The 25,921-nt window shown below is 39.6% G+C and carries 26 protein-coding genes; 13 read left to right on the plus strand and 13 right to left on the minus strand.

Going from position 1 to position 25,921, the window contains the following annotated elements; genetic code table 11:
• Nucleotides 1-8: 8 nt before the first annotated feature.
• From ACMZOO_RS09940 to ACMZOO_RS09950, 3 genes are all read right to left on the minus strand, one after another.
• Nucleotides 9-1,238, minus strand: coding sequence for a hypothetical protein (locus ACMZOO_RS09940; protein WP_440903207.1), 1,230 nt, complete (start codon nt 1,236-1,238; stop codon nt 9-11).
• A gap of 48 nt (nt 1,239-1,286) precedes the next feature.
• Nucleotides 1,287-1,796 carry a DUF3087 family protein gene (locus ACMZOO_RS09945; RefSeq protein ID WP_440903208.1) on the minus strand — a complete coding sequence of 170 codons (510 nt, stop codon included), beginning with the start codon at nt 1,794-1,796 and terminating at the stop codon, nt 1,287-1,289.
• Nucleotides 1,797-1,871: 75 nt separating this feature from the next.
• Nucleotides 1,872-2,642, minus strand: a complete 771-nt coding sequence (locus tag ACMZOO_RS09950) for a peptidylprolyl isomerase (RefSeq protein ID WP_440903209.1) — start codon at nt 2,640-2,642, stop codon at nt 1,872-1,874.
• A 205-nt stretch (nt 2,643-2,847) separates the two neighbouring features.
• On the opposite strand from ACMZOO_RS09950, the gene ubiE reads away from it, so the two are divergent.
• The 4 genes from ubiE (at nt 2,848) to ACMZOO_RS09970 (ending at nt 6,822) form a co-directional block, all read left to right on the plus strand.
• Nucleotides 2,848-3,612 (plus strand): bifunctional demethylmenaquinone methyltransferase/2-methoxy-6-polyprenyl-1,4-benzoquinol methylase UbiE, encoded by a 765-nt coding sequence (ubiE, locus tag ACMZOO_RS09955; protein ID WP_440903210.1) that lies wholly within the window; start codon nt 2,848-2,850, stop codon nt 3,610-3,612.
• Nucleotides 3,612-4,247: a ubiquinone biosynthesis accessory factor UbiJ gene (locus ACMZOO_RS09960; RefSeq protein ID WP_440903211.1), complete on the plus strand. Its 636-nt coding sequence runs from the start codon at nt 3,612-3,614 to the stop codon at nt 4,245-4,247. Before ubiE ends, ACMZOO_RS09960 begins: the two co-directional genes overlap by 1 nt.
• Nucleotides 4,244-5,872 carry a ubiquinone biosynthesis regulatory protein kinase UbiB gene (gene ubiB / locus ACMZOO_RS09965; RefSeq protein ID WP_440903212.1) on the plus strand — a complete coding sequence of 543 codons (1,629 nt, stop codon included), beginning with the start codon at nt 4,244-4,246 and terminating at the stop codon, nt 5,870-5,872. The genes ACMZOO_RS09960 and ubiB overlap by 4 nt, the downstream gene beginning before the upstream one ends.
• Nucleotides 5,873-5,940: 68 nt before the next feature.
• Nucleotides 5,941-6,822, plus strand: coding sequence for a hypothetical protein (locus ACMZOO_RS09970; RefSeq protein WP_440903213.1), 882 nt, complete (start codon nt 5,941-5,943; stop codon nt 6,820-6,822).
• Here ACMZOO_RS09970 and ACMZOO_RS09975 read toward each other — a convergent pair.
• Entirely contained in the window at nt 6,805-7,392 is a 588-nt protein-coding gene (locus tag ACMZOO_RS09975; protein WP_440903214.1) for a YjaG family protein, read from the minus strand. The genes ACMZOO_RS09970 and ACMZOO_RS09975 overlap by 18 nt on opposite strands.
• 142 nt (nt 7,393-7,534) lie before the next feature.
• Here ACMZOO_RS09975 and ACMZOO_RS09980 point away from each other — a divergent pair, with 142 nt between their 5' ends.
• A complete protein-coding gene (locus tag ACMZOO_RS09980) occupies nt 7,535-7,843 on the plus strand; it encodes a c-type cytochrome (RefSeq protein ID WP_016957001.1) in 309 nt (102 codons plus the stop codon).
• Between the two features lie 39 nt (nt 7,844-7,882).
• On the opposite strand, the gene ACMZOO_RS09985 is transcribed toward ACMZOO_RS09980, so the two are convergent.
• From ACMZOO_RS09985 to ACMZOO_RS10000, 4 genes are all read right to left on the minus strand, one after another.
• Nucleotides 7,883-9,496 carry a hypothetical protein gene (locus tag ACMZOO_RS09985; protein WP_440903215.1) on the minus strand — a complete coding sequence of 538 codons (1,614 nt, stop codon included), beginning with the start codon at nt 9,494-9,496 and terminating at the stop codon, nt 7,883-7,885.
• A 104-nt stretch (nt 9,497-9,600) separates the two neighbouring features.
• On the minus strand, nt 9,601-10,068 hold the full coding sequence (locus ACMZOO_RS09990; protein WP_440903216.1) for a DUF2489 domain-containing protein: 468 nt from the start codon (nt 10,066-10,068) through the stop codon (nt 9,601-9,603).
• A gap of 3 nt (nt 10,069-10,071) precedes the next feature.
• A complete protein-coding gene (gene yihI / locus ACMZOO_RS09995) occupies nt 10,072-10,599 on the minus strand; it encodes a Der GTPase-activating protein YihI (RefSeq protein ID WP_440903217.1) in 528 nt (175 codons plus the stop codon).
• 663 nt (nt 10,600-11,262) lie between these two features.
• Complete coding sequence (locus ACMZOO_RS10000; RefSeq protein WP_016957005.1) at nt 11,263-11,883, minus strand: c-type cytochrome; 621 nt, start codon at nt 11,881-11,883, stop codon at nt 11,263-11,265.
• Nucleotides 11,884-12,117: 234 nt separating this feature from the next.
• Between ACMZOO_RS10000 and ACMZOO_RS10005 the strand changes: the two genes are divergently transcribed.
• Nucleotides 12,118-14,889 (plus strand): response regulator, encoded by a 2,772-nt coding sequence (locus ACMZOO_RS10005; protein WP_440903218.1) that lies wholly within the window; start codon nt 12,118-12,120, stop codon nt 14,887-14,889.
• 11 nt (nt 14,890-14,900) lie between these two features.
• Here the strand turns inward: ACMZOO_RS10005 and ACMZOO_RS10010 are convergent, their stop codons facing one another.
• A complete protein-coding gene (locus ACMZOO_RS10010; protein ID WP_440903219.1) occupies nt 14,901-15,326 on the minus strand; it encodes a diacylglycerol kinase in 426 nt (141 codons plus the stop codon).
• A gap of 382 nt (nt 15,327-15,708) precedes the next feature.
• Here ACMZOO_RS10010 and ACMZOO_RS10015 point away from each other — a divergent pair, with 382 nt between their 5' ends.
• The 3 genes from ACMZOO_RS10015 to ACMZOO_RS10025 are packed head-to-tail and all read left to right on the plus strand — an operon-like array spanning nt 15,709 to nt 18,263.
• On the plus strand, nt 15,709-16,314 hold the full coding sequence (locus ACMZOO_RS10015; RefSeq protein WP_440903220.1) for a YigZ family protein: 606 nt from the start codon (nt 15,709-15,711) through the stop codon (nt 16,312-16,314).
• 13 nt (nt 16,315-16,327) lie between these two features.
• Nucleotides 16,328-17,779: a TrkH family potassium uptake protein gene (locus ACMZOO_RS10020; RefSeq protein ID WP_440903221.1), complete on the plus strand. Its 1,452-nt coding sequence runs from the start codon at nt 16,328-16,330 to the stop codon at nt 17,777-17,779.
• 40 nt (nt 17,780-17,819) lie between these two features.
• The gene (locus tag ACMZOO_RS10025) at nt 17,820-18,263 is read left to right on the plus strand and encodes a hypothetical protein (RefSeq protein ID WP_440903222.1); all 444 of its coding nucleotides are present in this window, start codon (nt 17,820-17,822) and stop codon (nt 18,261-18,263) included.
• A gap of 55 nt (nt 18,264-18,318) precedes the next feature.
• Here the strand turns inward: ACMZOO_RS10025 and trkA are convergent, their stop codons facing one another.
• Genes trkA through def form a run of 4 tightly spaced genes read right to left on the minus strand, consistent with a single transcriptional unit; the run spans nt 18,319 to nt 22,490 of the window.
• On the minus strand, nt 18,319-19,704 hold the full coding sequence (gene trkA, locus ACMZOO_RS10030; RefSeq protein WP_016957010.1) for a Trk system potassium transporter TrkA: 1,386 nt from the start codon (nt 19,702-19,704) through the stop codon (nt 18,319-18,321).
• A 30-nt stretch (nt 19,705-19,734) separates the two neighbouring features.
• A complete protein-coding gene (gene rsmB, locus ACMZOO_RS10035) occupies nt 19,735-21,027 on the minus strand; it encodes a 16S rRNA (cytosine(967)-C(5))-methyltransferase RsmB (RefSeq protein WP_440903223.1) in 1,293 nt (430 codons plus the stop codon).
• Nucleotides 21,021-21,962 (minus strand): methionyl-tRNA formyltransferase, encoded by a 942-nt coding sequence (gene fmt, locus ACMZOO_RS10040; RefSeq protein ID WP_440903224.1) that lies wholly within the window; start codon nt 21,960-21,962, stop codon nt 21,021-21,023. The genes rsmB and fmt overlap by 7 nt, the downstream gene beginning before the upstream one ends.
• Nucleotides 21,963-21,971: 9 nt before the next feature.
• Nucleotides 21,972-22,490 (minus strand): peptide deformylase, encoded by a 519-nt coding sequence (def, locus tag ACMZOO_RS10045; RefSeq protein ID WP_440903225.1) that lies wholly within the window; start codon nt 22,488-22,490, stop codon nt 21,972-21,974.
• A gap of 126 nt (nt 22,491-22,616) precedes the next feature.
• On the opposite strand from def, the gene ACMZOO_RS10050 reads away from it, so the two are divergent.
• The 4 genes from ACMZOO_RS10050 to ACMZOO_RS10065 are packed head-to-tail and all read left to right on the plus strand — an operon-like array spanning nt 22,617 to nt 25,916.
• Complete coding sequence (locus ACMZOO_RS10050) at nt 22,617-23,726, plus strand: LysM peptidoglycan-binding domain-containing protein (RefSeq protein ID WP_440903226.1); 1,110 nt, start codon at nt 22,617-22,619, stop codon at nt 23,724-23,726.
• Between the two features lie 12 nt (nt 23,727-23,738).
• The gene (gene dprA, locus ACMZOO_RS10055; RefSeq protein WP_440903227.1) at nt 23,739-24,845 is read left to right on the plus strand and encodes a DNA-processing protein DprA; all 1,107 of its coding nucleotides are present in this window, start codon (nt 23,739-23,741) and stop codon (nt 24,843-24,845) included.
• 3 nt (nt 24,846-24,848) lie between these two features.
• The gene (locus tag ACMZOO_RS10060; protein WP_440903228.1) at nt 24,849-25,325 is read left to right on the plus strand and encodes a DUF494 family protein; all 477 of its coding nucleotides are present in this window, start codon (nt 24,849-24,851) and stop codon (nt 25,323-25,325) included.
• A gap of 33 nt (nt 25,326-25,358) precedes the next feature.
• The gene (locus ACMZOO_RS10065; RefSeq protein ID WP_440903229.1) at nt 25,359-25,916 is read left to right on the plus strand and encodes a topoisomerase DNA-binding C4 zinc finger domain-containing protein; all 558 of its coding nucleotides are present in this window, start codon (nt 25,359-25,361) and stop codon (nt 25,914-25,916) included.
• Nucleotides 25,917-25,921 lie beyond the last annotated feature (5 nt).

Below are 25,921 nucleotides of genomic sequence, written 5' to 3' on the forward strand. Positions count from 1 at the left end.
TGTTTAAGTCACTGCGTTAACTGATAAGTAATTGCAACAAACCAAATTCCGTCTTTCTTTTCTTGCTGTCTAATAACGGGTTGAATAATCTCTCGTTGCGTGACATTTTGTGTATGCTTAGACTGAAAGCTTGATGTCGCGATTGAACCTTGTTTGTACTGCTCTGATACAGAATAACCTTGGATTTTTACTGAGTCATAAGATGCATTGATCATAGCATTCATTTTGGCGTCTTCAATTGAGGTGCCTTGACCAAAGGCGGTTTGTTCACCATATTCAGTGTTTAAGTACCAAGTCGGTGGGATTAGATTTTTTAACACTTCGGTATAGTTTACATCTACTTCTTTTAAATTCAGTGGATGAGTTGTAAATTTAATTTTAGAGTTTCGGACGAAAGTTTGGTCAACGACATCAGTTAAATAAACCTTTTTGCCTACTTTTATATGGATGCCAACCAATTCAAGTGAGTCATCTCTAAAATCAAAATACACTTGCGGTGCAACACGAGCCAATTGGTTTTTGATGGTTTTACCTGTTTTTTTGTCTAAATCCGATATTCTAATTTTTTCTTCAAAACCAATAGCTTTACTACTGACTTTAAAAAACATTTCATGGTCATCTGGATCATAAGACAAGAAGCTGAGTTGAGGTTTACCATAAAGTGTCGACAGCATTAAGCGGGCAACTTCTTTTTTGGTTTTTGCTAAATTTACATTCCATTCATGTTCGGTCGCCAATAACTTCATTTTGTATTGATGAATGGCATCTATATTTTCTGCGTCAGTTAAAAACTCATCAAATCTTGGGGTGGGGTTAGATTTTTGGAATTTGGCTAAATGTTGTCGTTTTAATTCATCGTAAAAAAACTCAGTTAAAATTGACATTTTGTCTGGGTTAGACAGATGTTCAACGGTTGTTTTGAGTTTATGTTTGTTGATGTAACTTTGATATATCTGCTTGCCTTTGTATCGACTTTTTTCAGACCATTGAACGAAGTTCTTTTCTCTATTTCGAATAACATCGCCATCGCTGCTAAAAAAACGTACTACAGAGTTTTCTTTTAATCCAGCGAGTAAGTTATTTTTAGAGTCTTTAATTTTTTGGCTGTTTTCGTCTATGTAGTTTTCCGCTTTTAAGTATTTCTCTTCAGTATTGTTTGCAGCTTTTTTATATGTAGCACAGGATGCTAAGCTACAAACTAGCAGGGTTATTAATCCAAATTTAAACTTTGGGTACATATCCTTCTCCTTGTCTCTTTGGCTTAATTTGTTTTACCTAAAATACAATCAATAATCCAGCAGTTCAGCTTTATCAAATGAATCTTTTTTTAACTCAACTCGTTTGTTGCGCGCTTGTGCTTCTAGCTCTGTTTGCCATTTAGATAACTCTTCCATAGTAATGGTATTGTCATCTAACAACCATAAGCGGCGACAGCCTTGATAATAAAAATACATAATTTGCATGGCTTTAACGTCACCAGCCTCAACAGCCTTGTTCAGTTTAGTGCGTTTTCGGGTAATAAAATTGAGTTGTTGTTTTAACCGCCATACATAATAAACTTCATGCATATAAGGGTGTGATTTATATTTGTTGAGTGTTATGCCAACCACAACACAGCCAACTATCACACCGAATAAATTCCAATGAAAATGGCTGCCGTCGGCGTTTGGAAAAAGCTGAATTAACAATTGGGCTATGCCTAAACTGAGCGCTGTAAGTGCAATAATGCAGCCGATAATTACGCGGTTAAGGTGTTGGCGGTAGGTGTCTTTATTTATGTTTTCAAAGGTGAACATGCGGCAAATCAAACTAAATTAACTTGCCGCCTAGTATACAGTTTTAAGCCCTCTAGGCTGAATTTATTTGAGCTATTATTTACGTCTAAATAAACCTATTGCTGCTGCAAACAATAACCAAGCATAACTGAATGCGCCACCGCTTGAACCTGAAGCTGAGTCACCGTCTGTCGGCTGCTCAGTTTGCTCATAAGTTGTTAGTGGGCGGGTTAATTCGGTTGCTGTGTTAGTTTCTGTATTAACGATAGTAATTTGTTCTATGTAGATAAGATTATCGACCGTAATATCTACATTTCCAGCATCAGCTTCTGTATAGTCTTTTATTGGTGTCTCGACAAAATTATTGTTTAAGTAATAAATTGGTTGAGCGGCAATTGCATCTATGATCTCCATCCCTGTGCCTGTTACTTGACCAAACACAGTAAACCCACCATTTTGAGCATCCAAATTAGCGCTATTGTTGCTTAAATTGATGAACCATTGACTAGTTGCAGAATCCGGATCTCCACCGAGTTTAGCCATAGCTATAGTACCACGGACATTTGAATAAACAGGTTCATTTGCTACTGCCGGATCAGTTGCGACTAGTGCAATTTGGTTGTCTTCATTCAAGTAATATCCACCAGTTTGCATAACAAAACCTTTAACTAGTCTATGTATCGCGGTTTGTTCGTATGCACCACTGTTTACATAAGATAAAAAGTTTTCGACCGTTTTTGGTGTTGTATCGTCGTAAAGGTTAATTTCAAAATCACCTAAATTGGTTTCTACTAACACTACAGTTGCGTGGGCACTTTGCCATAAACTTGCCCATGCAATTAGGGCTATTACACTTAGTTTGCGCATATTACTTCTCAAAATATCCAATCATTTAAAGGGTAAAGTTACACTTTTATTTAACAAATGTCTTGTAGGGGTAACAATTGGCAACAAATTAATCAGGTTAAATCACCTTTGATTTAGCGCAGTTTTTACCAAAACTAAATTCACCTTAAGCGACAAAATCAGGTACACTAACGGCAAATTTTGCGAGCTAATTCAATATAGATTTATGACAGATAAAATGGATAAATCAGACAACCAAACGCATTTTGGTTTTCAGACAGTCGACAAAGGCGAGAAAGTACACAAAGTAGCCGAAGTTTTTCACTCTGTTGCGGCTAAATACGACATTATGAACGACTTAATGTCAGGTGGTGTACATAGATTATGGAAGCGCCATACCATAGCTTGCAGTGGTGTTCGCTCGGGTAACAAGGTATTAGATTTAGCTGGTGGTACAGGCGATTTAACCGCTAAGTTCTCTCGTATTGTTGGTGAAACTGGCCAAGTTATTTTGTCGGATATTAATGAGTCTATGCTCAATGTTGGTCGCGATAAATTACGTGATATGGGCATAGTCGGCAATGTTGAATATGTGCAAGCAAATGCCGAATGTTTACCGTTTGCTGACAATCAATTTGACGTGGTTACTATCGCTTTTGGTTTGCGTAACGTGACAGATAAAGACGCCGCGCTTGCTTCTATCTTCCGCGTATTAAAGCCGGGTGGCCGTTTATTGGTATTAGAGTTTTCTAAACCTGTGAATGAAACTTTCAGTAAAATTTACGATTGGTATTCCTTTAATATTTTGCCAAGCATGGGGCAGATGATCACCAATGATGCGGAAAGTTACCGTTATTTGGCTGAATCTATCCGTATGCATCCAGACCAAGAAACCTTAAAAGGCATGATGGAGCAGGTTGGTTTTGAAGAAGTCACTTACCAAAACTTAACCGGCGGTATTGTTGCACTGCACAAAGGATATAAATTTTAATGCCAACAGCGAGTTTAATCAGTGGTTTAGTTGAACATAGTATCAACTATTGGTTACGCCAAACTGGCGTACAACAAAATGTGCCTAAGCCGTTATTAGGCAAACAATTTGTGATTAAAATTACTGATTTAAAACTTGAGTTGCAAATGCATGTTCAAGCGGGTGCTGACGATTACCAAGGTTTAGTTAGTGTTTGGTCGCCAGCAAATGACCAAGCAGACTGCACTATTATTTGCACCCTATCTGGTTTATATCAATTACAGCAACCCGCACAAATTACTAAGTTGATTAAACAAGGTGAGTTGGATATAGACGGTGATGTGCAGCTCGCACAAACCTATGCAGATTGGCTTAAATCCAGTTTAGTCCATTGGCAAGATGTGCTGGCAAGTGTGACATCAGGGCCAGTTGTGCACAAAATTTCTGAAGCAGGTCAACAAACTTTTGAACTCGCGCAACGGCAGCTTGCTAACCAGCAACGTGCTTTGGTTAATATTGTGTGGGATGAAAAAAAGTTGGCACCACATCCACTTGAAGTGACTGATTTTTCCGAACAAGTTAAACAACTTAGACAAGATACCGACCGCTTTGAAGCGCGTTTACAACAATTAATCCAAAGGGTAGAACAACTGTGAGTTTGTGGCGTTTTTATATCATCCTAAAAACTTTATTAACTTATGGTTTAGACGATTTAATCCCACAGCGTTTTCAGCGTTGGTATTTTAAATTAGCCCGCGTTAGTGCGTTTTGGTTGTACAACCGCCATGCGGATAAACCTGTTGAAGTGCGTTTGCGTTTAGCTTTGCAATCGCTTGGACCTGTATTTGTTAAGTTTGGCCAAATGTTATCTACTCGGCGTGATTTATTGCCTGCCGAGTTCGCCAACGAGCTTAAGTTACTCCAAGACCAAGTTAGTCCATTTGATGGTGAACAAGCGAAAAAACTAATAGAACAAGCTTGGAAAATTGATTCACTCGATGATTATCTAGCCCATTTTGAAATCGAGCCTTTGGCTTCAGCCTCTATTGCGCAAGTGCATGCGGCACAGTTACATGAAGATAGCCCGTTTGCGCATTCAGACATAGTCATTAAGGTGATTCGTCCTGGTATCGCTGAAACCATGCGAGCAGACGTAGAGCTAATGAAAACCATGGCAAGTGTATTAGCGAAAATTCTACCTGACGGTCGCCGTTTACGCCCTGTTGAAGTAGTTAAAGAGTACGAAAAAACCTTGTTCGACGAACTTGACCTAATGCGTGAAGCCGCCAACAGTATTCAACTTAAACGCAACTTTGCTGACTCGAAACAACTGTATGTTCCTGCTGTGTATTCTGATTTATGCCGCAATAATGTCATGGTGATGGAGCGTATTTATGGCATTCCGGTCGGGGATGTTGAAGCATTAAGAGCGCAAGGCACCAATATGCAGTTATTGGCCGAGCGTGGCGTTGAGATATTTTTTACTCAAGTGTTTCGTGATAGTTTTTTCCATGCAGACATGCATCCGGGCAATATTTTTGTTTCGAAAGAACATCCAGAAGACCCTATGTACATAGGGATAGACTGCGGTATTGTTGGTACGCTCAACAAAGATGATAAACGTTATTTGGCCGATAACTTTATTGCGTTTTTTAATCGTGATTACCGCAAAGTAGCAGAGCTGCACGTCGATTCAGGTTGGGTGCCACGCGATACCAATGTAGAAGATTTTGAGTTTGCCATCCGCACTGTGTGTGAGCCTATTTTCGAAAAACCATTGGCGGAAATCTCTTTTGGTAACGTGTTATTAAACCTGTTTAATACCGCGCGTCGTTTCCAAATGGAAGTGCAGCCGCAATTGGTCTTGTTGCAAAAAACTTTGCTTTATATCGAAGGTTTAGGCCGCCAGTTGTATCCACAGTTGGATTTGTGGAAAACAGCTAAACCTTTTTTAGAAAACTGGGTAAAACAACAAGTAGGTTTTGGTGCCATTATCAATTCAGTCAAAGAAAACGCGCCATACTGGGGTGAGAAATTACCTGAGTTACCTGATTTAGTTTACGATGCACTGCATAGCCACAGAGAACTGCAACATCAACAGAGCCTATTGATAAAAGCGCTGCAAGAGCGTAACCACAAACCAAGTGTATTGCCGCAAATTGGCCATGTAGCTGCTATTTCTGCTGTGTTGGTTTATTGTTTTAAAGATGAGTTATGGTTGTCTGTCGGTTTATTAACAACAGCGATAATTTGTTGGGTGATTAGCGTCCAGCGCCAATAAATCACCTTTGCAACTTAGCTGATCCTGGCCTACATTTGTAATTGTTCGTTCTTAACTTTTACAGTGTAATGCGACCTTATTTTCTCTGTTATCTATTACTATTTAGTTTATCTCTGACCACCTTGGCTTATGCGCAAGACATACGTTATGTCAAAGTGCGTAAACCAACTGCGGAAGTTCAATTTGCCGAGCGATTTTTAGTTGATGCAGTCACTTTATTCATTGCCAAATTACCTGAGCAACAAAAGCTTTTTCAAATTGAGCAAGTAGAAATCACTGATAAGCAATTGATGAACTTTGAAAGTTATCTTGAGCGTGGCTTTTTTGATGTTAACTATTTTGGTACCAGTGAAAGGTTAGAACAGTCTTTTTTACCCATACGTATTCCTTTGTTTGCTGGTCTATTGGGACATAGAGTTTCAATTGTAAAAGAAAAAAATTTAAGTTTGTTGCGCAATGCTGATATCAACCAGCTTAAAGCGCTACCTTTGTGCCAAGGCAGTATTTGGGCTGATTCAGACGTGTTAGAGCATAATGGCTTTTCAGTATTAAGAGTAAGCCATTATGAGTTTATTTTAAAAATGCTAGATGCTGAGCGCTGTGTGTTTTTTCCTCGTGGCATTTTTGAAGGTGAATTTGAACTGGCGTTATTGAAAGAAAGGTTTGCCGATTTCGCTTTGGTTGACGATCCTATTATTTATTATCCTTTCCCTGCCTATTTATTTGTGCGTAAAGACGATGTTGAACTGGCGCAGGCGTTGCAGCTCGGTTTTGAACGCGCGTTAGCGGATGGCAGTTATCGAACTTTATTAGAACAGCACCCGCTTACACAAAAATTATTTCCGTTAGAAAAATGGCAAAACAAAAGATTTATCTATCTAGATAATCCAAATTTGCCGGAAAAAACACCCTTGGATAATCCTGACTATTGGTTAAAACTCAATCCCTAGGTTTGTCATACCGTCTTGCAATGCAAAACTTTTAAGCTGCTGACAGCGGTTTTTATCCAATTGATCACTTTGTTCAATTTGGTCTAAAAACTCATTTTGTGTTTCTATTTCCCACTGCATATGTGGATGAGCAATTGCTTCTTTACTGTTTTCGACTTCGGCACTGGTTATCAGCATGCGCTCAATTGTGCCTTGCGACAATACAGAAGGTAAGGTGACTTCTTTGTTTTTAAATTCATTGTTTTTATCTAACAAAGATAAATTAGCAATCAGTGCCATGCCTGCATCTATTGCCGCATATAAACCTAAACTTTCAGATTCCGCCTCAGCTGGGATTTGTTCTTCAACTTTTTGTTGTTGTAACTGCACATCGACTTTAAATCCTTTGCTGTATAAACTTTGCCATATTAGATCACTAACAGTCTGTAATGCAGAATAATCACCTTGTTCAGTTAATTCAGTGTATAACTGAAAGTTAGGTAACATACGCTCAATTAACATTTGGTTGAATGCAATTTGTTGTTTGGGTTTAAGTGCGCGGATACGGGCAAAAGTAGAAGGTTTTTGCATAGATTGTAGAATTATTCCAAGTAGGTGAGCTAAAGTGCTTTTAGATTATTGTATAAAACAAAAAGTTTGAGCTAAAACAAAGTATCAGTCAAACAATTAGCGGTATAAATTGTATTGAGCATATTTTTACGGAGACATATAAATGAAAAAATTAATCTTAGCCGTGTTACCACTGGTAACTGTCGCTTTTAATGTATCAGCTGGAGATATTGAAGCTGGCAAAGCTAAAGCGGCTATGTGTGCTGCTTGTCATGGTGCTGAAGGCAAAGCTATGATCCCAACCTATCCTAATTTAGCTGGGCAAAATGCGCCTTATTTAGAGTCATCATTGCGTGCATACAAAAGTGGTGAGCGCAAAGGTGGGCAAGCTGCGATTATGGCTGGCATGGCTGCGGCGCTAAACGACCAAGACATTGCTAATTTAGCTGCGTATTACGCATCGCTCAAATAAACTGGCTCATCTTAGCTAAGCAAAACTGAGCCAGTTGGATTAACTGGCTTCAGTGTCTGATAGTTTCAGCAATTGTTGCTGCGCATATTCAAACTTAAGTCGATATTCAGTTAATTGCTCTTGGCTGTCATGCTGCAGTTGTTGGTAATTGTCGCTCAATTGATGTAACTCATCACGTAGGCCTTTGATAATGTCGCGCGCATGTACATCATCTTTTTGATATTTTTGCTGTTGCTGCTGCATTTTTGCTTGTAACCCAGCAATCTCTTGCTGTTTGTTATCTCGCTCAAATGCTAACTCTTGGTATTTTTTCTTGGTTTGGTTGAGTTCTTTGTCTGCTTGGCTGAGCATGCCTTTGATATTTTGATAATCCTGTTCGGCTTGCAGCAATTGTTGCTGCTGTTGTTGTTGTTGTTTTTCTTGTGCTTGTTTGAGCTCGTCGATTTTGTCTTCTAATTGACGGTTACGTTTTTGTAAATCAGTTAATTGGTAAACTAACTCTTCGTTTTTTCTGTTATGACTTTGTTCTAACTGATCTAATTGACTACGAAATTGGCTATGCAACTGTTTGTTTTGCTCTTCACTCTCTAACAATAAAGCTGTTTTGATATTTAGCTCTTGAGATATCTCGTCTAAATTAGCTTGAGTTTCTGTGAGTTTTTGTTGAGCTTGCTGATGCTGTTTATCTTGCTGTTGAATTGCATCATTGTATTGCTGTTGCAGCGTTTCGTGTTTTTCTGTTAGCTGAATATAGGCTGATTTTTGTTGTTTGATTTCATCTTGTAATTTTTGTAACTGGCGATGATGTTGTTTATTTGCCTCGACTAACGCTTTGTCTACAACTATATTTTTGTCTTTTTCTTCATGTAATAGTTGTTCAAAGGTGTTTTTATCATTGGTTAGATTAACAACTTGTTGGTTTAACTCTTGGCGCACCTTGGTTAAGGTTTCACTTAACCTGCGGTTTTCTTGTTCTGCTTGTTGATTTTTTTGATGTTGTTCATCGAGCAATTGGCTTTGTTGTTTAAGCTGACTGCTCAATTCCTCTTCGGTTTGCTTAAATTGGCGTTGAATTCCTTGGTGACTTGTTTGTTGTTCGCTATGCGACTCGGCTAGCTGGACTTTTAACTCATCTGTTTGATTTATCTGCTCACCTAATTTTCGCCACAGGGTGCGATTTTCTTCTTCTTTTTGATCAAGTAAATGGCGGCTTTGTTCTGCTTGGTTAAACAATAAATCGTAATTTTGTTCTTTTTGCGTTAGAGCTTGTTTGTATTCATTTACTTGCTGCTTAAGCTCTCTAAGTTGTTGGGTCAGATCGGCTTGTTGTGCAAAGGATTCACTTTTGTATTCGTTTAACGCAAGGTTGAGTGATTCAAGGCGTGTTTCGGCATGTCTTTGCGCAAGTAAAGTGTGTTGTTCAACTTGTTGAATAATGTCGCTAAAGGCAAATTGCAGACTTTCAGCGAGTTTACTGTTTAATTGGTTTTGTTGTGTTTGCGCTGGCTGGGAGATAAAGTCTTGCCAAATTTGAATACATTCAGACAGTTTGTCTGGTGTGGTTAGTTGAGCAAAAGACGCTCGCTCAACTAACTTGCCTTCCATGCGTAATTTAATTCCTAATTCGATTACTTGGTGCGCTAGAGTTGTCATCAATTATCTTCCCTTGTGCTGTGAATACCCAAGATATAATCTGCAAGTATTGTGTATAGTCTAGTCCGTTTTAGCTATTCTGGCACGGTTAAATGACAGGGAAATTAGCTATTCAGCTTAAAGCCTTTTAACTCAATTGCTTCGGCCAAAACCAATTCTTTATATTCAGCTTCGGCTTGTAATCGTTGAAAGTCTTGACGCATACGCTCTTTTTTCTCAAGCTTTTTCCGTTCTTCTAAAATGGCAAAATGTTTGATTTTGTCATTAAGCGCATGAATTGCAGGGTACTTTTTTGGGTAATTAATTTGTTGAGCATTTGACAAGTGATCAAATAAAACCGCTAACCTTAAAGCGCCTTCACTAATTTCACATTGCTCAGATTCCATTGCATGACTAATGGTTTGAATGCTTTCAATTAGTCGATTATCTCTGTCGGTTTTAATTTTTTGCTTTTGTTGTTCTGCTTGCTGCTGTTGCTGTTTTACTTGCATTAACAACTTGCCAGCGTAAAAACTTAAACCAGCCAAAATTAACAAGGCGAGGGTGATTACAATTATTGTTACTACAGACATACTTTACTCAAAATCATATTTACTGTTTTCAAACTCATCAAACAAAGCGTCATCGTCTTCATCTGTATCTAAACCTAATTTTTCAATTAAAAATTGGTGACGAGCCATTTTTTTGTTGAAGTAAGCTTGATCGTTTGCTGGCAAAGATTCACCTTCATCCAACTGTGCCATTAAGTCTTGCAAACGTAAGTCGTTTTCAATTTGCTCCAACTCAGCTAACCAAGCTTCAGTTGGTTCAACTACAGGTTTATTACTGATTTGTTTGATAACTGGTTTAGTTTTGGCTGTTATTTTTTCAACTGACTGCTGGCTAGGTGCAACCAAAGACACAGCTTTGGTACTGCCAATACGTGGATCTTTAGTACTTGTTTGTGTGGCTCTCACTTCTTCTGCGGCTTGCGAATGACGGCTGCCGGACTTTTGCCCTTTACGTTCGTGCTTTTTACGTTCTTTGGCCGATGAGGTTTTGATATTGCCACTTTTAATTTGGCCAATAGGTCCCGTTTTACGAGATTTTTTAATGCGAGTCATGGAGCAGCCCTAATGAAGACTATAAATCTAAGTTAATAAGTGGGGAATTTTATCATGTGTGCGATATGCACAAAAGTGGCAGAAAAAATAAAAGCGGCCTAGGCCGCCTAAATATTTTGAAGGTTGAATAACCTTACACATCCCGAGCGCTCAATCCATCTGAATTACAGACCTTCCCAGTCTCACATATTCCAATTGTTATTTAATGCTTCCGTGATGTTATTTGAGTGAATCATTCACATTTTTGGCTAATCCGTTTTAATCTAGCCATTTGTCCATCCTAACTTTAAGTTACCATCCGTGTATGGCTCAATATCCACTTTGTTTTTAAGATTTCCTTAAATAGTTTCCTTACCAAACGCTGTCCTGTATTAGCAAATTGACTGTTGACGCTATGTCCTATAGCTGGGCAATACTTTAAGCTTTCATTAGTTATTTACAACCCATTAACGGGTAAAAAATGACCAATGTTTTTTGTCTTTATTAAATATCCTTAATAAACAGTTGTTTAGCTTGGTTCTTTGGTTTTATTTGCGCAAATGTACTACAAGGTTTGTGGGAAATATCTCACAAGAATGTGCTATGTATAATGAGAGGTTTTGGTTACAGAAGGATTTAAAAAGTGTGACAGTTTGGTTACTGCCACACAAATATTATGTTGACTTAGTGTAAGCCACTTACATAATGTGATAAAGCTTCGATATCTTTATCTGATAATTTTTCTGCGATAGCTTGCATAATACCGTTTAGGTCGTTGCTTCTTTGGCCATCTCGGAATGCTTTTAGCTGCAATGCAGTGTAATCAGCGTGTTGACCTGACAATGCAGGAAAACCAGCTAACGGCATGCCAGCACCTTGTGGGCCATGACAAGCTGTACATGCAGTAATACCTTTATCAGGATTACCAGCACGATATAATTTTTGCCCTTTAGCAACTAAATCTTCAGGTGTTGAGCCTGCTTTAATAGTTTGTTGTGAGAAGTATACGGCTAAGTCTTTCATATCTTGATCAGACAATGCTGCTACCATGCCACCCATAACTGCATTGTTACGGCCACTAGTTGCACCCGCTTTAAAATCTTGTAATTGTTTGTATAGGTATTCAGCGCTTTGACCTGCAATTTTAGGGTAGGTCGTGATCATGCTGTTACCGTCTGCACTGTGACAAGCAGCACATGTTGCCGACTTTGCTTTACCAGCTTCAGCATCACCGGCAATAGTCGTTGCATATGAGGTTGAGGTTAATCCAACCAACATGGCGAATGCAATTGCACTTTTTTTCATGGCTTGATTCTCGTTTAATAATTAATTTGACAAAATTTTTGCGTATTCTAACCCACAACGCAATTATTTCCGCTATTTTACACGAAAGATTGTAACTAAAAACCTTGATGTGCCATTCATTTGCTCTAGCTCAACAATTATTTGCTTTGTTACCAGCATAATTTAGGCTAAAAGTATTAAAATGGGCTAAATTTAATTGTATTTGTTTCATTTAACTAAGTTTTAGGCGTTTGTGTGCAAACCTTTAATCAAGCTCAGACTCGATATGATTGGTGTAGTTGGTCTTTTATTGGCATTTTAATTGTTTGTTCTGTCACCATCATTTTAGTTTCAATTTGGTTAGCCCGTTTTAACTTTGACAATAATTACGACGAGAAGCGTTTAGAGTTTAATGAAACTCTGTCGTTTGTTCGGGCTAATTTGGAAGGTGGTCTTGCCAAAGACTTATTGGTTACCCGCAGCGTTCGCAGTTACATAGCAATTAACCCAGAGTTAAATCAAACCGAGTTTTCCCATTTTGTTAAGCAGCTATTAGCCAGTGATAACCATGTTAGAAATATTGGGGCTGCGAAAGATTTAGTCATCAATTTAATTCATCCGATTAAAGGTAATGAAGCTGCACTAGGGTTAGATTATCGCAAAAATCCTGCACAGAGAGATGCCGCGCTTAAAGCTGTCGCTGAAAATAAGATTGTAATCGCTGGGCCGCTGACTTTAGTTCAGGGAGGTACTGCAATTATCGCGCGTGAGCCGGTATTTACAGCTGAATCTGAAAAGTTATGGGGTTTAGTCTCAGTGGTGATTGATATCGACAAGCTGTTAACTCGAGCTGGTATAGTTGATCATTCTAAACTTGATATCGCAATTCGTGGTGATTCGGCAGCAGGCAAAAATGGCAAAGTATTTTTTGGTGAGTCAGCATTGTTTGCCAAAGACGATGTTTTGATTACGCGGGTTAATTTGCCTCATGGCCATTGGCATATTGCCGCATATCCGAAAGGTGGTTGGGGAATTGAGTTATTGCCGATTGCGCATGTGTGGATCACTGTGTGTATTTTATTTTCAGTTACTTTTATTCTTGTTTATTTTAATAAAAGTCGTTTTCAACAAAAGCGTTATCAAAGAGAATTAATGTTGTCAGAGAAGCGCTTGCGGGCAATTTTTGAAGACAACCACACCATAATGATGTTGTTTGATTGTGAATCCGGCAAAATTCTCGAATTTAATCCTGCGGCACTGCAATATTACGGTTTTAGCGCACAAACGCTTAGAGACAAATCTATTCAAAATTTTGGCAGCGCCGAGTTGGCTGACTATCTTGTCTGCTTAAATGCGCCCGAGACAGCTGTGGTATTTGAACATAAGTTAGCAAACGAGCAAGTTCGCCAAGTGGAAGTGCAGCTCAGCCGTATTGAGATACCTGAAACAGATATTGCGGTTGCTGTTGTCAAGGATGTCACTGAGCAATTGCAGTTTGCTGAAACATTACAACAAGCAAAAAATCAAGCTGAGGCTGCCAACAAAGCTAAATCACAGTTTTTAGCCAATATGTCACATGAAATTCGCACGCCGATGAATGGCATTCTAGGTTTGGCTGATTTAACGCTGCAAACCGAATTAAACCCGACTCAAGCAGCTTATTTACGCAAAATCAAATTGTCAGCAGATAATCTGCTGCATGTCATTAACGATATTTTAGATTATTCAAAAATAGAGGCTGGTAAATTATCTCTGGTTTATGAAAGCTTATGTTTAGACGAGGTAGCTCAAGGTGTTGCCGCTTCTATTGGTCACTTTAATTTAAAAGCTGACGTATTGTTATTGTTTGATTTAGGAGGCAAGCCGTTACCTAAATTGTTGGGCGATTCGATTCGATTGCATCAGGTTTTGGTGAATTTATTGTCAAATGCAATTAAGTTTACCGAAAAAGGTCACGTTATTTTGCAAATCAGCTTAGTGCCGTCGAATAAACCTCAACAGGTCACAGTTGAATTTGCGGTAAAAGATACCGGTATTGGTATTTCACTAGTGCAGCAACAAGCTTTATTTGCCGCGTTTAGCCAAGCTGATGGGTCAACGTCTCGCAAATATGGTGGCACGGGCTTAGGTTTGGCGATTAGCCAGAATTTAGTCAAACTTATGGGTGGTGAAATAAAAATAAACAGTGAGCCTGACCATGGTAGCTCTTTTTATTTTTCGCTGATTATGCAAATAGCTGAACAGCCTAAGTCGCAAACTTTGCAAGCGATTGCCGTTGCCTCGATTATTGGCGATGAAGTTGAACAAGTTATTTTCCAGCAATACGCGAGTAGTGTTTTTTCTACTCACAAATCTTATGAATTAGACGATGAGTTTGTCAGTGATGATTACCAATTGGTGTTTATTGATTTGTCGTTTGGTATTGCACAAATTGAAGCTTTTATTCGTCGTACTCAGCTGTCGACCGACAAAATTGTCCTGATGCTTGCACAGTTAAATGCGGAGTCGACCGACGCCTTGCAAAAGTTGCAAGTGCAACAGTATCTAGTTAAACCCTATACACAACAGAATATTCGCGAATTTGCCGCTAAGCGGCCGTTGCCAAATAATCACAACAAAGCGAGACAAGCTGACAATCAATTGCAGCAGTGTAAATTATTGTTGGCTGAAGATAACGAAATTAATGCAGAAATAGCCAAAGCTTTATTGGAGCAAGTGGGTATTCAAGTGATTCATGCGCTCAATGGCAAGCAAGCGCTTGAGCTAATTGATGACAGTGTCGATATTGTCTTGATGGATATTCAAATGCCTGAGATGGATGGGATTGAAGCAACTAAAGTGATACGACAAAAGTATCCTTCAGAACAATTGCCTATCATAGCTATGACAGCGCATGTAATGCCTGCTGAAGTTGAGCAATGTATTCAAGCTGGCATGAATGCACATATAGGCAAACCTTTTGAGCGCGAGCAGTTGTTTACTGTGATTAGCGAACAACTTGCTGTGGCAAAAAAGTTGGCTAGTTAAGCTTGGTTGAATTAATAAAACAAAGTTAAATACAAATGCCCACCCCAGACAATTAACGCAGTTAATAAACTTAACGCGACTGCGGCAGAAGCCATATCTTTGGCGCGGCCCGCTAGTTTATGGTGTTCTAAGCCAATTCTATCTACTGTTGCTTCTATCGCTGAATTCAGTAATTCAACAATCAGTACTAAAATCAATACAGATACTAAAGCGACAAAACGACTAAGTGATTCACTGGTAAAAAATGCCACAGGAATGAGTAAAAAGACCAAAACTAACTCCTGCCTAAATGCGGCTTCGTGTTTAAACGCGGCTTTTAAACCTTTAAACGAACAACTAGCTGCTTTGATCACTCGAGCAAAACCTGCACCGTTTGGTTTATGTGTGTTATTTGTTTGTTCAGGGCGAGTTGTTTGATTTTCAGATGTGCTATTCATGGTGAATTTGTGTAGTTTGGTAGAGCTAAATCAATATAAATTGCGAGTATCAGAGCCATCACAGACAGTTCAATTCAAGGCGTATCATTGCAGGAATGTAGCCAGCTTTCAAAATGATACAACACAGAAGTGGACTGTCTGTGAGGCTCCTGAAAGGCTGGGCTAAAAGCCATTGATTCTGCGTTAAGTCGGCTTGACATAGAACCACTATGCCTGTGCCAACTTGCCTTGCCTAAATGGCTTTTATCTCCAGCTGATTATCGCAATTTATATTGGTTTAGCTCTAAATGACAAAGTGTAAAGAGTGTCGAATATTTATCGATAGGTTACAATAGGCAAATTATGAATTTGTTATTACAACAGCAAACAAAACTCTAGTTTTATGTCCGTTTACCCAGTGCCAGCGCAGTTCCACCAAGTTGAAGAGGTGATTAAAAACAGCCGTTTTATTACGCAGATTTTTCCTGTGCAAGATAGCAATCACGCCAAACAAATTATTCAACAACAAAAAGCAGCTTATCCGGATGCGCGCCATCATTGTTCGGCTTTTGTTGCGGGCGCACCGTCTAACTCAAATGAGTATGGTTTTTCTGACGATGGTGAACCCTCTGGCACAGCTGGCAAACCCATGTTGGCGGTTTTACAAGGTTCAGGTTTAGGTGAAGTATTAGCTATATCCATCCGTTATTTTGGTGGGGTTAAACTCGGTACTGGTGGACTTGTTAAAGCTTATGCTGGTGGAGTTAAACTTGCGCTTGAAACTTTGCCAACCATAGAAAAGGTGATCAGGCAGGAATATCAATTAACCTGTGAATATCATCAGTTTGATCAAATTCAATATTGGTTAAAACAATGCGATGGACTAATTATTGAGACAAACTATGCAGATAATGTTCGATTGTTGCTTGCACTTGATGCAACGAACAGCGAGAATTTCGCTAATAAATTAAAGGATATGCAGCTTAGCTTGCAAAAAACACAAAAGTGAACCTCTCCTAACCATGAAATATCGCGCGATAATAAGAATATTAGGCATTTTGGTCGGTATATTTAGTTTTACTATGTTGCCGCCTGCGTTGGTTTCACTGATTTATAAAGACGGTGGTGGTTTAGCTTTTGTTTTAGCATTTGTTGCGAGCTTTTTAATTGGCTTAACCATGTGGTACCCAAACCGCCAAGAAGTCAGTGAATTAAAAGCTCGAGAAGGCTTTTTAATTGTAGTGTTGTTTTGGACTGTTCTGGGATTAGCGGGGGCACTACCTTTTGCGTTTATGAGTGCACCGTCAATTAGTATGACGGACGCCATATTTGAAAGTTTTTCTGGTTTAACCACCACTGGGGCAACCGTTTTAACTGGCCTAGATTTTTATCCGAAAGCTGTTTTGTTTTACCGCCAACAACTGCAATGGTTAGGTGGCATGGGGATAATCGTTTTGGCTGTGGCCATTTTACCTATGTTAGGTGTCGGTGGTTTGCAGTTATATCGAGCGGAAACGCCAGGGCCGGTTAAAGATTCAAAAATGACCCCGCGCATTGCCGATACAGCTAAACATTTGTGGTACATCTACCTTACTTTAACGCTTGCTTGTGCCGGTGCTTATTGGCTAGCTGGTATGACTTTTTTTGATGCAATCTGTCATTCGTTTTCAACTATAGCTATAGGTGGTTTTTCTACCCATGACGCCAGCTTAGGTTATTTCGATAGCCCTATTATCAACTGGATCTGTGTGGTGTTTTTGTTGATCTCTGGGGTTAACTTTGCACTGCATTATGGTGTTGTTAAAACCCGTTCAATTTTTAATTATTTTAAAGATCCTGAATTTAAAATATTTTTATTAATTCAGCTCGCACTGACTTTGTTGTGTTTTACCGTGCTGTGGCAGCATCAAGTGTACGACACAGCAGAAACCGCCTTTAACCAAGCCGCATTTCAAGCTGTATCTATCAGCACAACCGCTGGTTTTGCTACCGACTCATTTGCCGATTGGCCACTGTTTTTACCTATTTTATTACTCTTCGCCAGCTTTATTGGCGGCTGCGCTGGTTCAACCGGTGGTGGGTTAAAAGTAGTGCGAGTGGTTTTGTTATATTTACAAGGTGTACGAGAGCTTAACCGTTTAGTTCACCCAAAAGCCGTGTTCTCAATTAAGTTAGGCCGCCGTGCATTACCTGATAAAGTGGTTGATGCAATTTGGGGATTCTTCTCTGCTTATGCGTTAGTTTTTGTAATAACTATGATAAGCCTAATGGCTACAGGTATGAACGACCTAACCGCATTCTCAGCGACCGCAGCCTGTTTAAACAACCTAGGCCCAGGTTTAGGTGAAGTTGCCGCGCACTTTGGCAATATTCCAGATACCGCCAAACAGATTTTAGTGGTTGCTATGTTATTTGGCCGACTTGAGATATTTACTTTATTGGTACTGTTTACCCCGACATTTTGGCGGTCGTAGGTGTTTAATGCTCTATGTTTATCGAACTAGGTGAATGGATATGAAATATTGGACAAGGTTTGTTGCTATTTTACTGATCTATACCACAGCTTCAGGCTGGGTTATTGCTGAGGATAAAGAGGAGTATTATCTATCAATCGATCATAAAGGTAACCTTTCAATTAATGTGCGAAATGCAAGCTACTCTGAAATATCATCTTCTTATTCGCTTTGCATTGATTCAGGTGGTGGGCCTAGATTAAGGTTTGAGGATAGACCAACTGGGGTGATTTATAGAGTGAAATACCCATTTAAGGCACACTGTACATATTTTTCAGGGCAAAAAATTCCAAGGTATACAACGCTTGGGCAAGTCTATAGCCAAGACTCAATCATGGCGATATATGAGTTGCCCTCTGAGGTTGAATTGACAATCACGGCTGAGTTTTGTGCTACTGATAACGATTGTTTTGTTACATCACCAATTGTTTTTACATTCAAATAGCAGCTGGTAACGGCCCAATCTATTAACAACCTAAAAGTTGGTGTGGACAGCTAGTCTAGAAAAACAGCGCCGTTGGCTGGAAGAGTTTTTCTACTTCACTAACATATTTTTTCTCGACCAAAAATAAAATCACATGGTCGTTTGACTCTATCACTGTGCTGTTATGCGCAATAATCACTTCGTCTTTACGTACCACTGCGCCTATGGTTGTGCCAGGTGGTAGTTTGATATCTTTAATTTGCCGGCCGACTACTTTTGAGGTTTCTTTATCACCATGGGCGATTGCTTCAATTGCTTCAGCGGCACCGCGGCGTAAAGAATATACATTAACTATGTCGCCTTTACGCACATAAGTTAATAGCGCAGAAATGGTTGCTTGTTGTGGTGAAATGGCGATATCAATTTCGCCACCTTGAACTAAATCAACATAAGCTGTGTGTTGAATTAGCACCATAGTTTTTTGTGCACCTAAGCGTTTCGCGAGCATGGCCGCCATAATATTCGCTTCGTCGTCATTGGTTACTGCAATAAATACATCAACTTGTTCTATATGTTCTTCGTTTAGTAGTTCAGGATCAGCCGCATCACCACAAAATACGATAGTGTTTTCTAGGTTTTCAGATAAATGCGCGGCGCGCTCAGGATTGCGTTCAATCAGTTTTACTTTATGCGTGCTTTCTAACTGGCGAGCTAAACCTGCACCTATATTACCACCACCGGCTATCATAATGCGTTTGTACGAAGCTTCGAGCTTTTGTAACTCACTCATTACTGCACGAATATGTTTAGTTGCAGCGATAAAAAATACTTCGTCATCTGCTTCAATCACTGTTGTGCCGAGCGGACGAATAGGACGGCCTTGACGATAAATTGCGGCTACGCGGGTATCTACGTTCGGCATATGTTCACGTAACGCAGATAGCGCATGGCCTACCAACATACCACCATAATAAGCTTTTACCGCAACTAAACTCGCTTTACCACCAGCAAAACCCATAACTTGCAAAGCACCTGGGTAGTCAATTAGACGTTTAATGTATTTAGTTACTAATTGCTCAGGCGAGATAATATTATCCACTGGCATATCGTGGTCGTGGAATAACTGAGTGCGGTATTTGGTATATTGTTCTGAACGAATACGCGCAATTTTATTTGGTGTATGAAATAGGGTGTAAGCAACTTGGCAGGCAACCATATTGGTTTCGTCGCTGTTAGTTACCGCCACCAATAAATCAGCATCTTCAGCGCCAGCTTTTTTCAAAACGTCTGGGTGGCTTGCTTGGCCAACTATCACTTGAATGTCGAGCTTATCTTGCAACTCACGTAAACGCATTGCATCAGCATCCACCAAAGTGATGTCGTTTTTACTTTTGTGCTCGCCAACTAAGTTTTCCGCTAAAGTTGCGCCCACTTGGCCTGCGCCTAAGATAATTATTTTCATAATTGTGCTGATTTACCCTGGTTTTTGTATTTATGCTTGTTTTTTCAATACAGCGTAATAAAAGCCGTCCATGTTTTGTTGGTTTGGCAATATTTGCCAACCTGGATCAGCCGCTGTGTCTGAGGCAAAAATACTTTGTAACTCTGCATCCGATGTTTGTGCCAAAAATTGGCTGATCTGTTGTTTGTTTTCTTGCGGTAATACCGAACAAGTTGCATAGACTAAAGTGCCACCTGGTTTAAGTATTTGCCACATTTGTTTAAGTATTTTGTGCTGCAGTTGTGCAAGTTGCTGAATATCATCTTCGCGGCGCAAATATAAAATATCTGGATGGCGACGAATCACACCTGTTGCTGAACATGGTGCATCTAATAAGATACGATCGTATAAAATACCATCCCACCATTGTTGTGGTTCACTGGCATCGCCTGCAATTACATGTGCTTGTTGATTAAGCCGTTCAAGGTTTTGTTCAACACGCTCAAGTCGCTCAACTTCAATATCTAGTGCATCTACTTGAGCTTTTGGGGCTAACTCCAAAATATGTGTGGTTTTGCCACCTGGTGCAGCACAAGCATCTAATATGCGTTCACCATCTTGTGGTTGTAATAAACGCGCGGCATTTTGTGCAGCAGCGTCTTGTACTGTGCACGCACCATCAAAAAAGTTTGGTAGCTTATCAACGGCTAATGGTGCGTCTAATTTAATACTGTGTGGATTCTTTTTGTCGGCAATAAAGTTAATTTCAGCCTGTTGCAACAGGGCATAATAACTCTGTGCATCAGCATACTGTTGCTGATTGATGCGCAGCCACATAGGCGCTTGTTGCAAATTAGCCGCGATTATTTTTTTAAAGCCTTTTGGATAAGCTTGTTTTAATTGTTTGACTAACCAGTTCGGATGGGTGGCTTGCACATCTTGTGGGTTATCCAAAGGCAAAGTATCACGTTCGCGCTGAAACTCTCGCAGTATCGCATTTATCATGTTAGTAAATGCATACAAACCCATTTGTTTACTAGCTTCAACGGTTTCGTCTATTGCGGCATGCTCTGCTGCTTTTTCATCAAGTAATTGATAGATACCAATTGCTAACAAATAACGTAATTGATTAAGCTCAGGTTTTAACTTGGTATGGCAAAGCTGGTTAATCAAACGGTTCAGTTTTGGAAACTGGCGTAAACAGCCATAACAAAAATCTTGAATTTGCCCTTTTTGCGAAGCGGATAAATCTTTAGGCAATTGCGCGAGACAAGCGGTTAACGATTTTTGCTCGTCTAATACCGCATAGATAATTTGCGCACTGAGCGCGCGAGTATTTAGCACAATTGTGTTCCTTGTTGAAACCAGTCTGCTCGGCCATTCAATATATCTGCAACTGCCAGAGGTTTTTTACCCGGTAATTGCAATTCGAGCAAACGTAAAATACCTTCAGAAGTTTGCACATCAATACCACTTTTATCTGCTTGCACTATTGTGCCAGCAGGTAGTTGTTTATCTGAGCTTAATATTTGTGCTTTATGCACTTTAATTGCCTGGTTATTGCAGTTAAAAAATGCCATAGGCCAAGGGTTAAAAGCGCGAATGTTGCGTTCAAGCTGAGCTGCAGGCAATTGCCAATCAATTAAAGCTTCTTCTTTGCTGAGTTTTTTTGCATAACTCGCTTGGCTGTCATCTTGGGCTTCAGCCACTGCAGTGCCAGCTTCAATTTGGTGGATGCAATCAATTAAAGCTTTTGGGCCTAATTCTGCCAGTTTGTTGTATAAAGTTGCAGAAGTATCTTGCTCTGCGATTTTTATCTGTGCTTTTAACAGCATGTCACCTGTATCTAAACCAATATCCATCTGCATTATAGTCACACCAGCGTATTCATCCCCCGCCCAAATTGAACGCTGAATCGGCGCTGCACCACGCCATTTGGGTAATAACGAACCATGCACATTAATACAGCCTAATCTTGGTGTATCTAACACCACTTGTGGCAATAACAAACCATAAGCAACCACAACCATTAAATTTGCATTTAACTCAGCAAGTTGCTGTTGTGCATCAACATCTTTTAAAGACTCAGGTTGAAACACGGGCAGGTTATTTTCTAACGCTAACTGTTTCACCGCGGATGCTTGTAGCTTTTTACCGCGTCCAGCGGGTCTATCTGGTTGAGTATATACAGCAATGATTTCATGCTCAGACGACAATAATGCAGCTAAATGCTGTGCGGCAAAGTCAGGCGTGCCAGCAAAGATAATTTTTAATGCCAAACCAATACCTTATTTTTTCGCTTGTTTTGCAGCAAGCTTAGCTTCTTTCTCTAATTTCTTTTTGATCATTTGACGTTTAAGTGGCGACAAATAATCAACAAACAGTTTGCCGTTTAAATGGTCTAATTCGTGCTGAATACAAATTGCCATTAAACCATCTGCCTTTAAACTAAACTCTTCACCGTTTTTATCTAACGCCTTGACTGTTACTACATCTGCACGCTCAACCTTGGCGTAAACACCCGGGAAAGACAAACAGCCTTCTTCGTGAATGCGATGGCCTTGTGCTTCAACAATTTCAGGATTGATAAAAACTTTAGGTTCGTTTTGCTCTTCGCTGCAGTCGGCAACAAAAATTCTATGGATTACATCTACTTGGGTAGAAGCCAAACCAACACCTTGCGACTCATACATGGTTGCAACCATGTCATCACAAATTGTTTTAATTTCGTCGGTAACTTTTTCAACCGGTTGAGCAACTGTGCGCAATCGCTCATCTGGGAACTTTAATACTTGATAAATCGCCATAATATTATGTAATTTTAACTACTTTTGTGTAAATTTTAAGTTATGCTGTAATGCTATACTTACTTGATAGACATTTTATAACTATTAGACGCATATTCATAATAATTCGTCACACAAGGACGCAGTATGTATAAATATTTAAAATTTAGCTTTTTATGCATGTTAATCGTGGCAACTCAATCGATTGCTGATGTATTAAAAATTCGCGACGATGCACCACAAGAATATGTGGTGAAAAAGGGCGATACGCTGTGGGACATTTCAGCTTTATTTTTAAATTCTCCTTGGAAGTGGCCTAAACTCTGGGGCATGAACCCACAAATTGAAAATCCACATTTAATTTATCCTGGTGATGTATTGGCTTTGATTTATGATGAGCAAGGTCAACCTAAGCTAGTGGTTAAAACCGCTGCAAATAATAATGTTGTTAAGTTGTCTCCGTCTAAACGTATCCAGTACAAACGCTACGAAGCTATTGCTACTCTGCCGTTAAATGTGATCACGCCTTATTTGAATTACGAACGAACCTTGTTTGAAAACGAGTTTGACTCTGCGTCTATGGTGATTGGTGGTGATACTAATACCAAAAATAAAGTGAAGGGTGATTTAATTTACGCAACAGGTGAGTTAGACACAGGCAAGTTGTACGGGGTTTACCGCAAAATTAGAGAGTACGATACAGGTTTCTTCTCAAGTAATGCTCAGGAACTAAAACTCACAGGTACGGCGCGGGTTTTAAGTAGTGAGGATGAAGAGAAAGATCACCCAGCGCGTTTACGTATAGTTACTAGTAAAAGTGAAGTACGTTCTGGCGATAAACTTTTATCTTTGTTAACTGACCAATCTTTACCAGCAACTTTTACTTTGACCATTCCAGAGCAAGCGATAGACGCGAAAATTTTAACTTCTTCAAGTGGTTTATCTGAATTCAGTAAACTTGAAGTTGTGGTGATTAACTCAGGTAGCAAACATGGGTTAAAACCTGGACATGTTTTGGGCGTTTATCGTCAAGGCCCAGATATAATTATGGATGACGACCAACCTGTTTATACAGAAGATGCAGGTCGTTTTAGTCAGTTTTTCCACCGCTTTAATCCATTTAGTGATTATGAAATGCCTTTTGAAGCAATTGGTAATTTAGTTGTATTTAAAACATACAATGAATTAAGTTATGCACTGGTGACTGATACAAAAAAAGCATTGCAGTTAGGTGATATGGTTGCTTTACCTGAATAAATAGGATTACTCATGGATGACACTACCCGCGCATGGCTGCGCATTAAACAACTTGGTTTGCGTTCGCGTAAATGGATGCAACAACTGACATACAGGTCGTTAGATAAAGTTCTGGCCGATCCTGAACATAAGTTACTTAGTTATGGTTTTAAAGCACAAGACATAGCTGAGTTGAATTCAATCCCGCATGAGCTGATAGAGCAGCAAATAGCTTGGCAGCAAAGTAATCCTGCTCATCATATTATCCATTGGCAGCATCCAGCTTACCCTGAACAACTTAAACAAATTGCTTCTGCACCTTTTGTTTTATATGCGATAGGTGATATTGAACTCCTCAAACAGCCGCAAGTTGCTTTAGTTGGCAGCCGTAATGCCTCACATTATGGTGCTGAAAATGCCTTTTGTTTTGCCAGAGATATAGCCAGCAAAGGTTTAGTGGTAACCAGCGGGTTTGCTAGTGGTATCGACGGCCAAGCACATAAAGGGGCATTAGCGGCTAATGGTAAAACCATAGCTGTGTTTGGCACTGGGGTTGATGTAATTTATCCAGCAAGGCATAAAACTTTATACCAACAAATCGCACAAACAGGTTTGATCTTATCCGAGTTTGAACCGGGCACCCAGCCCCGCCCAAAACACTTCCCAAGGCGCAACCGTTTAATTAGTGGTCTGAGTTTAGGTGTATTGGTGGTCGAAGCTGCTCCAAAAAGTGGTTCCTTGATAACAGCTAAATATGCGTTAGAACAAGGGCGTGAAGTATACGCAATACCCGGCAGCATTCATGACCCACGCACCTTAGGTTGTCATCAAATCATTCAGCAAGGGGCTAAATTAGTTACCCAAACGGCCGATATATTAAATGAGTTATCCGTTTGGCATTGGTTATCTGAACCAACAGAAATTGCAGAAAATTCGGAAAAAATGCAAAAAAGTCACAAAGAAAACTTCACAAGTAACGAATTGTTGGTTAAGTTAGACTATGAGGTCACCTCTATTGATGAACTGGTGGCAAGGACTCAGCAGTCAATTGAAGTAGTGTTATCTCAACTCTTGGATCTTGAACTTCAAGGTCTTATCGCTGCTACATCGGGTGGTTACATTCGATTGAGGAGGGAATAAATTATGTTTGATATCCTCATGTACTTGTTTGAGAACTATATTCATAGTGAAACTGAAGTGTTTGTAGATCACGATCAGTTAACTGATGAATTAATCAAAGCAGGTTTTGAAGTCGATGAGATTTATAAAGCACTCGACTGGCTTGAAAAGCTAGCCGATTTGCAAAACTCAGACACAATTCCTTACCTAACTAAAAATTCACCATGTTCTTCGGTGCGTATTTATACTGACGAAGAAGTCATGCGCTTGGATGCGGAGAGTCGTGGATTTATTTTGTTCTTAGAACAAATTAATGTGTTAGACACTGAAACGCGTGAAATGGTGATTGATAGAGTAATGGCATTAGAAACACCTGAATTTATGTTAGACGACCTTAAATGGGTTGTGTTGATGGTGTTGTTCAACGTGCCAGGGCATGAAAATGCTTATACTCAAATGGAAGAATTGGTGTTCGAAGAACCCGATGGTCCATTACACTAATTAATTACCCTATGGAGCACCTTCTGGGCAGCAATGACTAAAGATTCACAGTTATTCGAACATATCGCGAACAAGCGTGAATCCTGTCCGGAATGTGGCGAAGCTCTGGTATTTCGCAATGGTAAAGCAGGACCTTTTTTAGGTTGTAGCGCTTATCCAAAATGTGATTACACCAAAGCTTTGCATCCAGAACATGATCCTGATCTGGATCGGCTTATCCCTGACTCTCAGTGTCCCGAATGCTCAAAACCGCTTGCGGTTAAACATGGGCGATTTGGTATCTTTATTGGTTGCTCAGGTTTTCCTGACTGTCACTTTATCGAAAATAAAGATGGCCAAGAGGATAACGACACACAAATTGATTGCCCTAAATGTCAAAAAGGTCATTTACTGAAAAAACAAAATCGTTTTGGTAAAACCTTTTATCCCTGCTCTGCATACCCTAAATGTGATTATGCAGTGAACTTACCACCGGTTAAACAAAGCTGCGAAGCTTGCGGCTGGCCTGTCATGTTGCAAAAACATTTGCGTGGCAAAGACGTGCTTGTCTGTCCACAGAAAAAATGCGGTCATAAGGTTAGCTTAAGCTGAATTTA

Origin of the sequence: Catenovulum sp. SX2 (assembly GCF_052056295.1) — a bacterium.
Classification (GTDB): Bacteria; Pseudomonadota; Gammaproteobacteria; order Enterobacterales; family Alteromonadaceae; genus Catenovulum.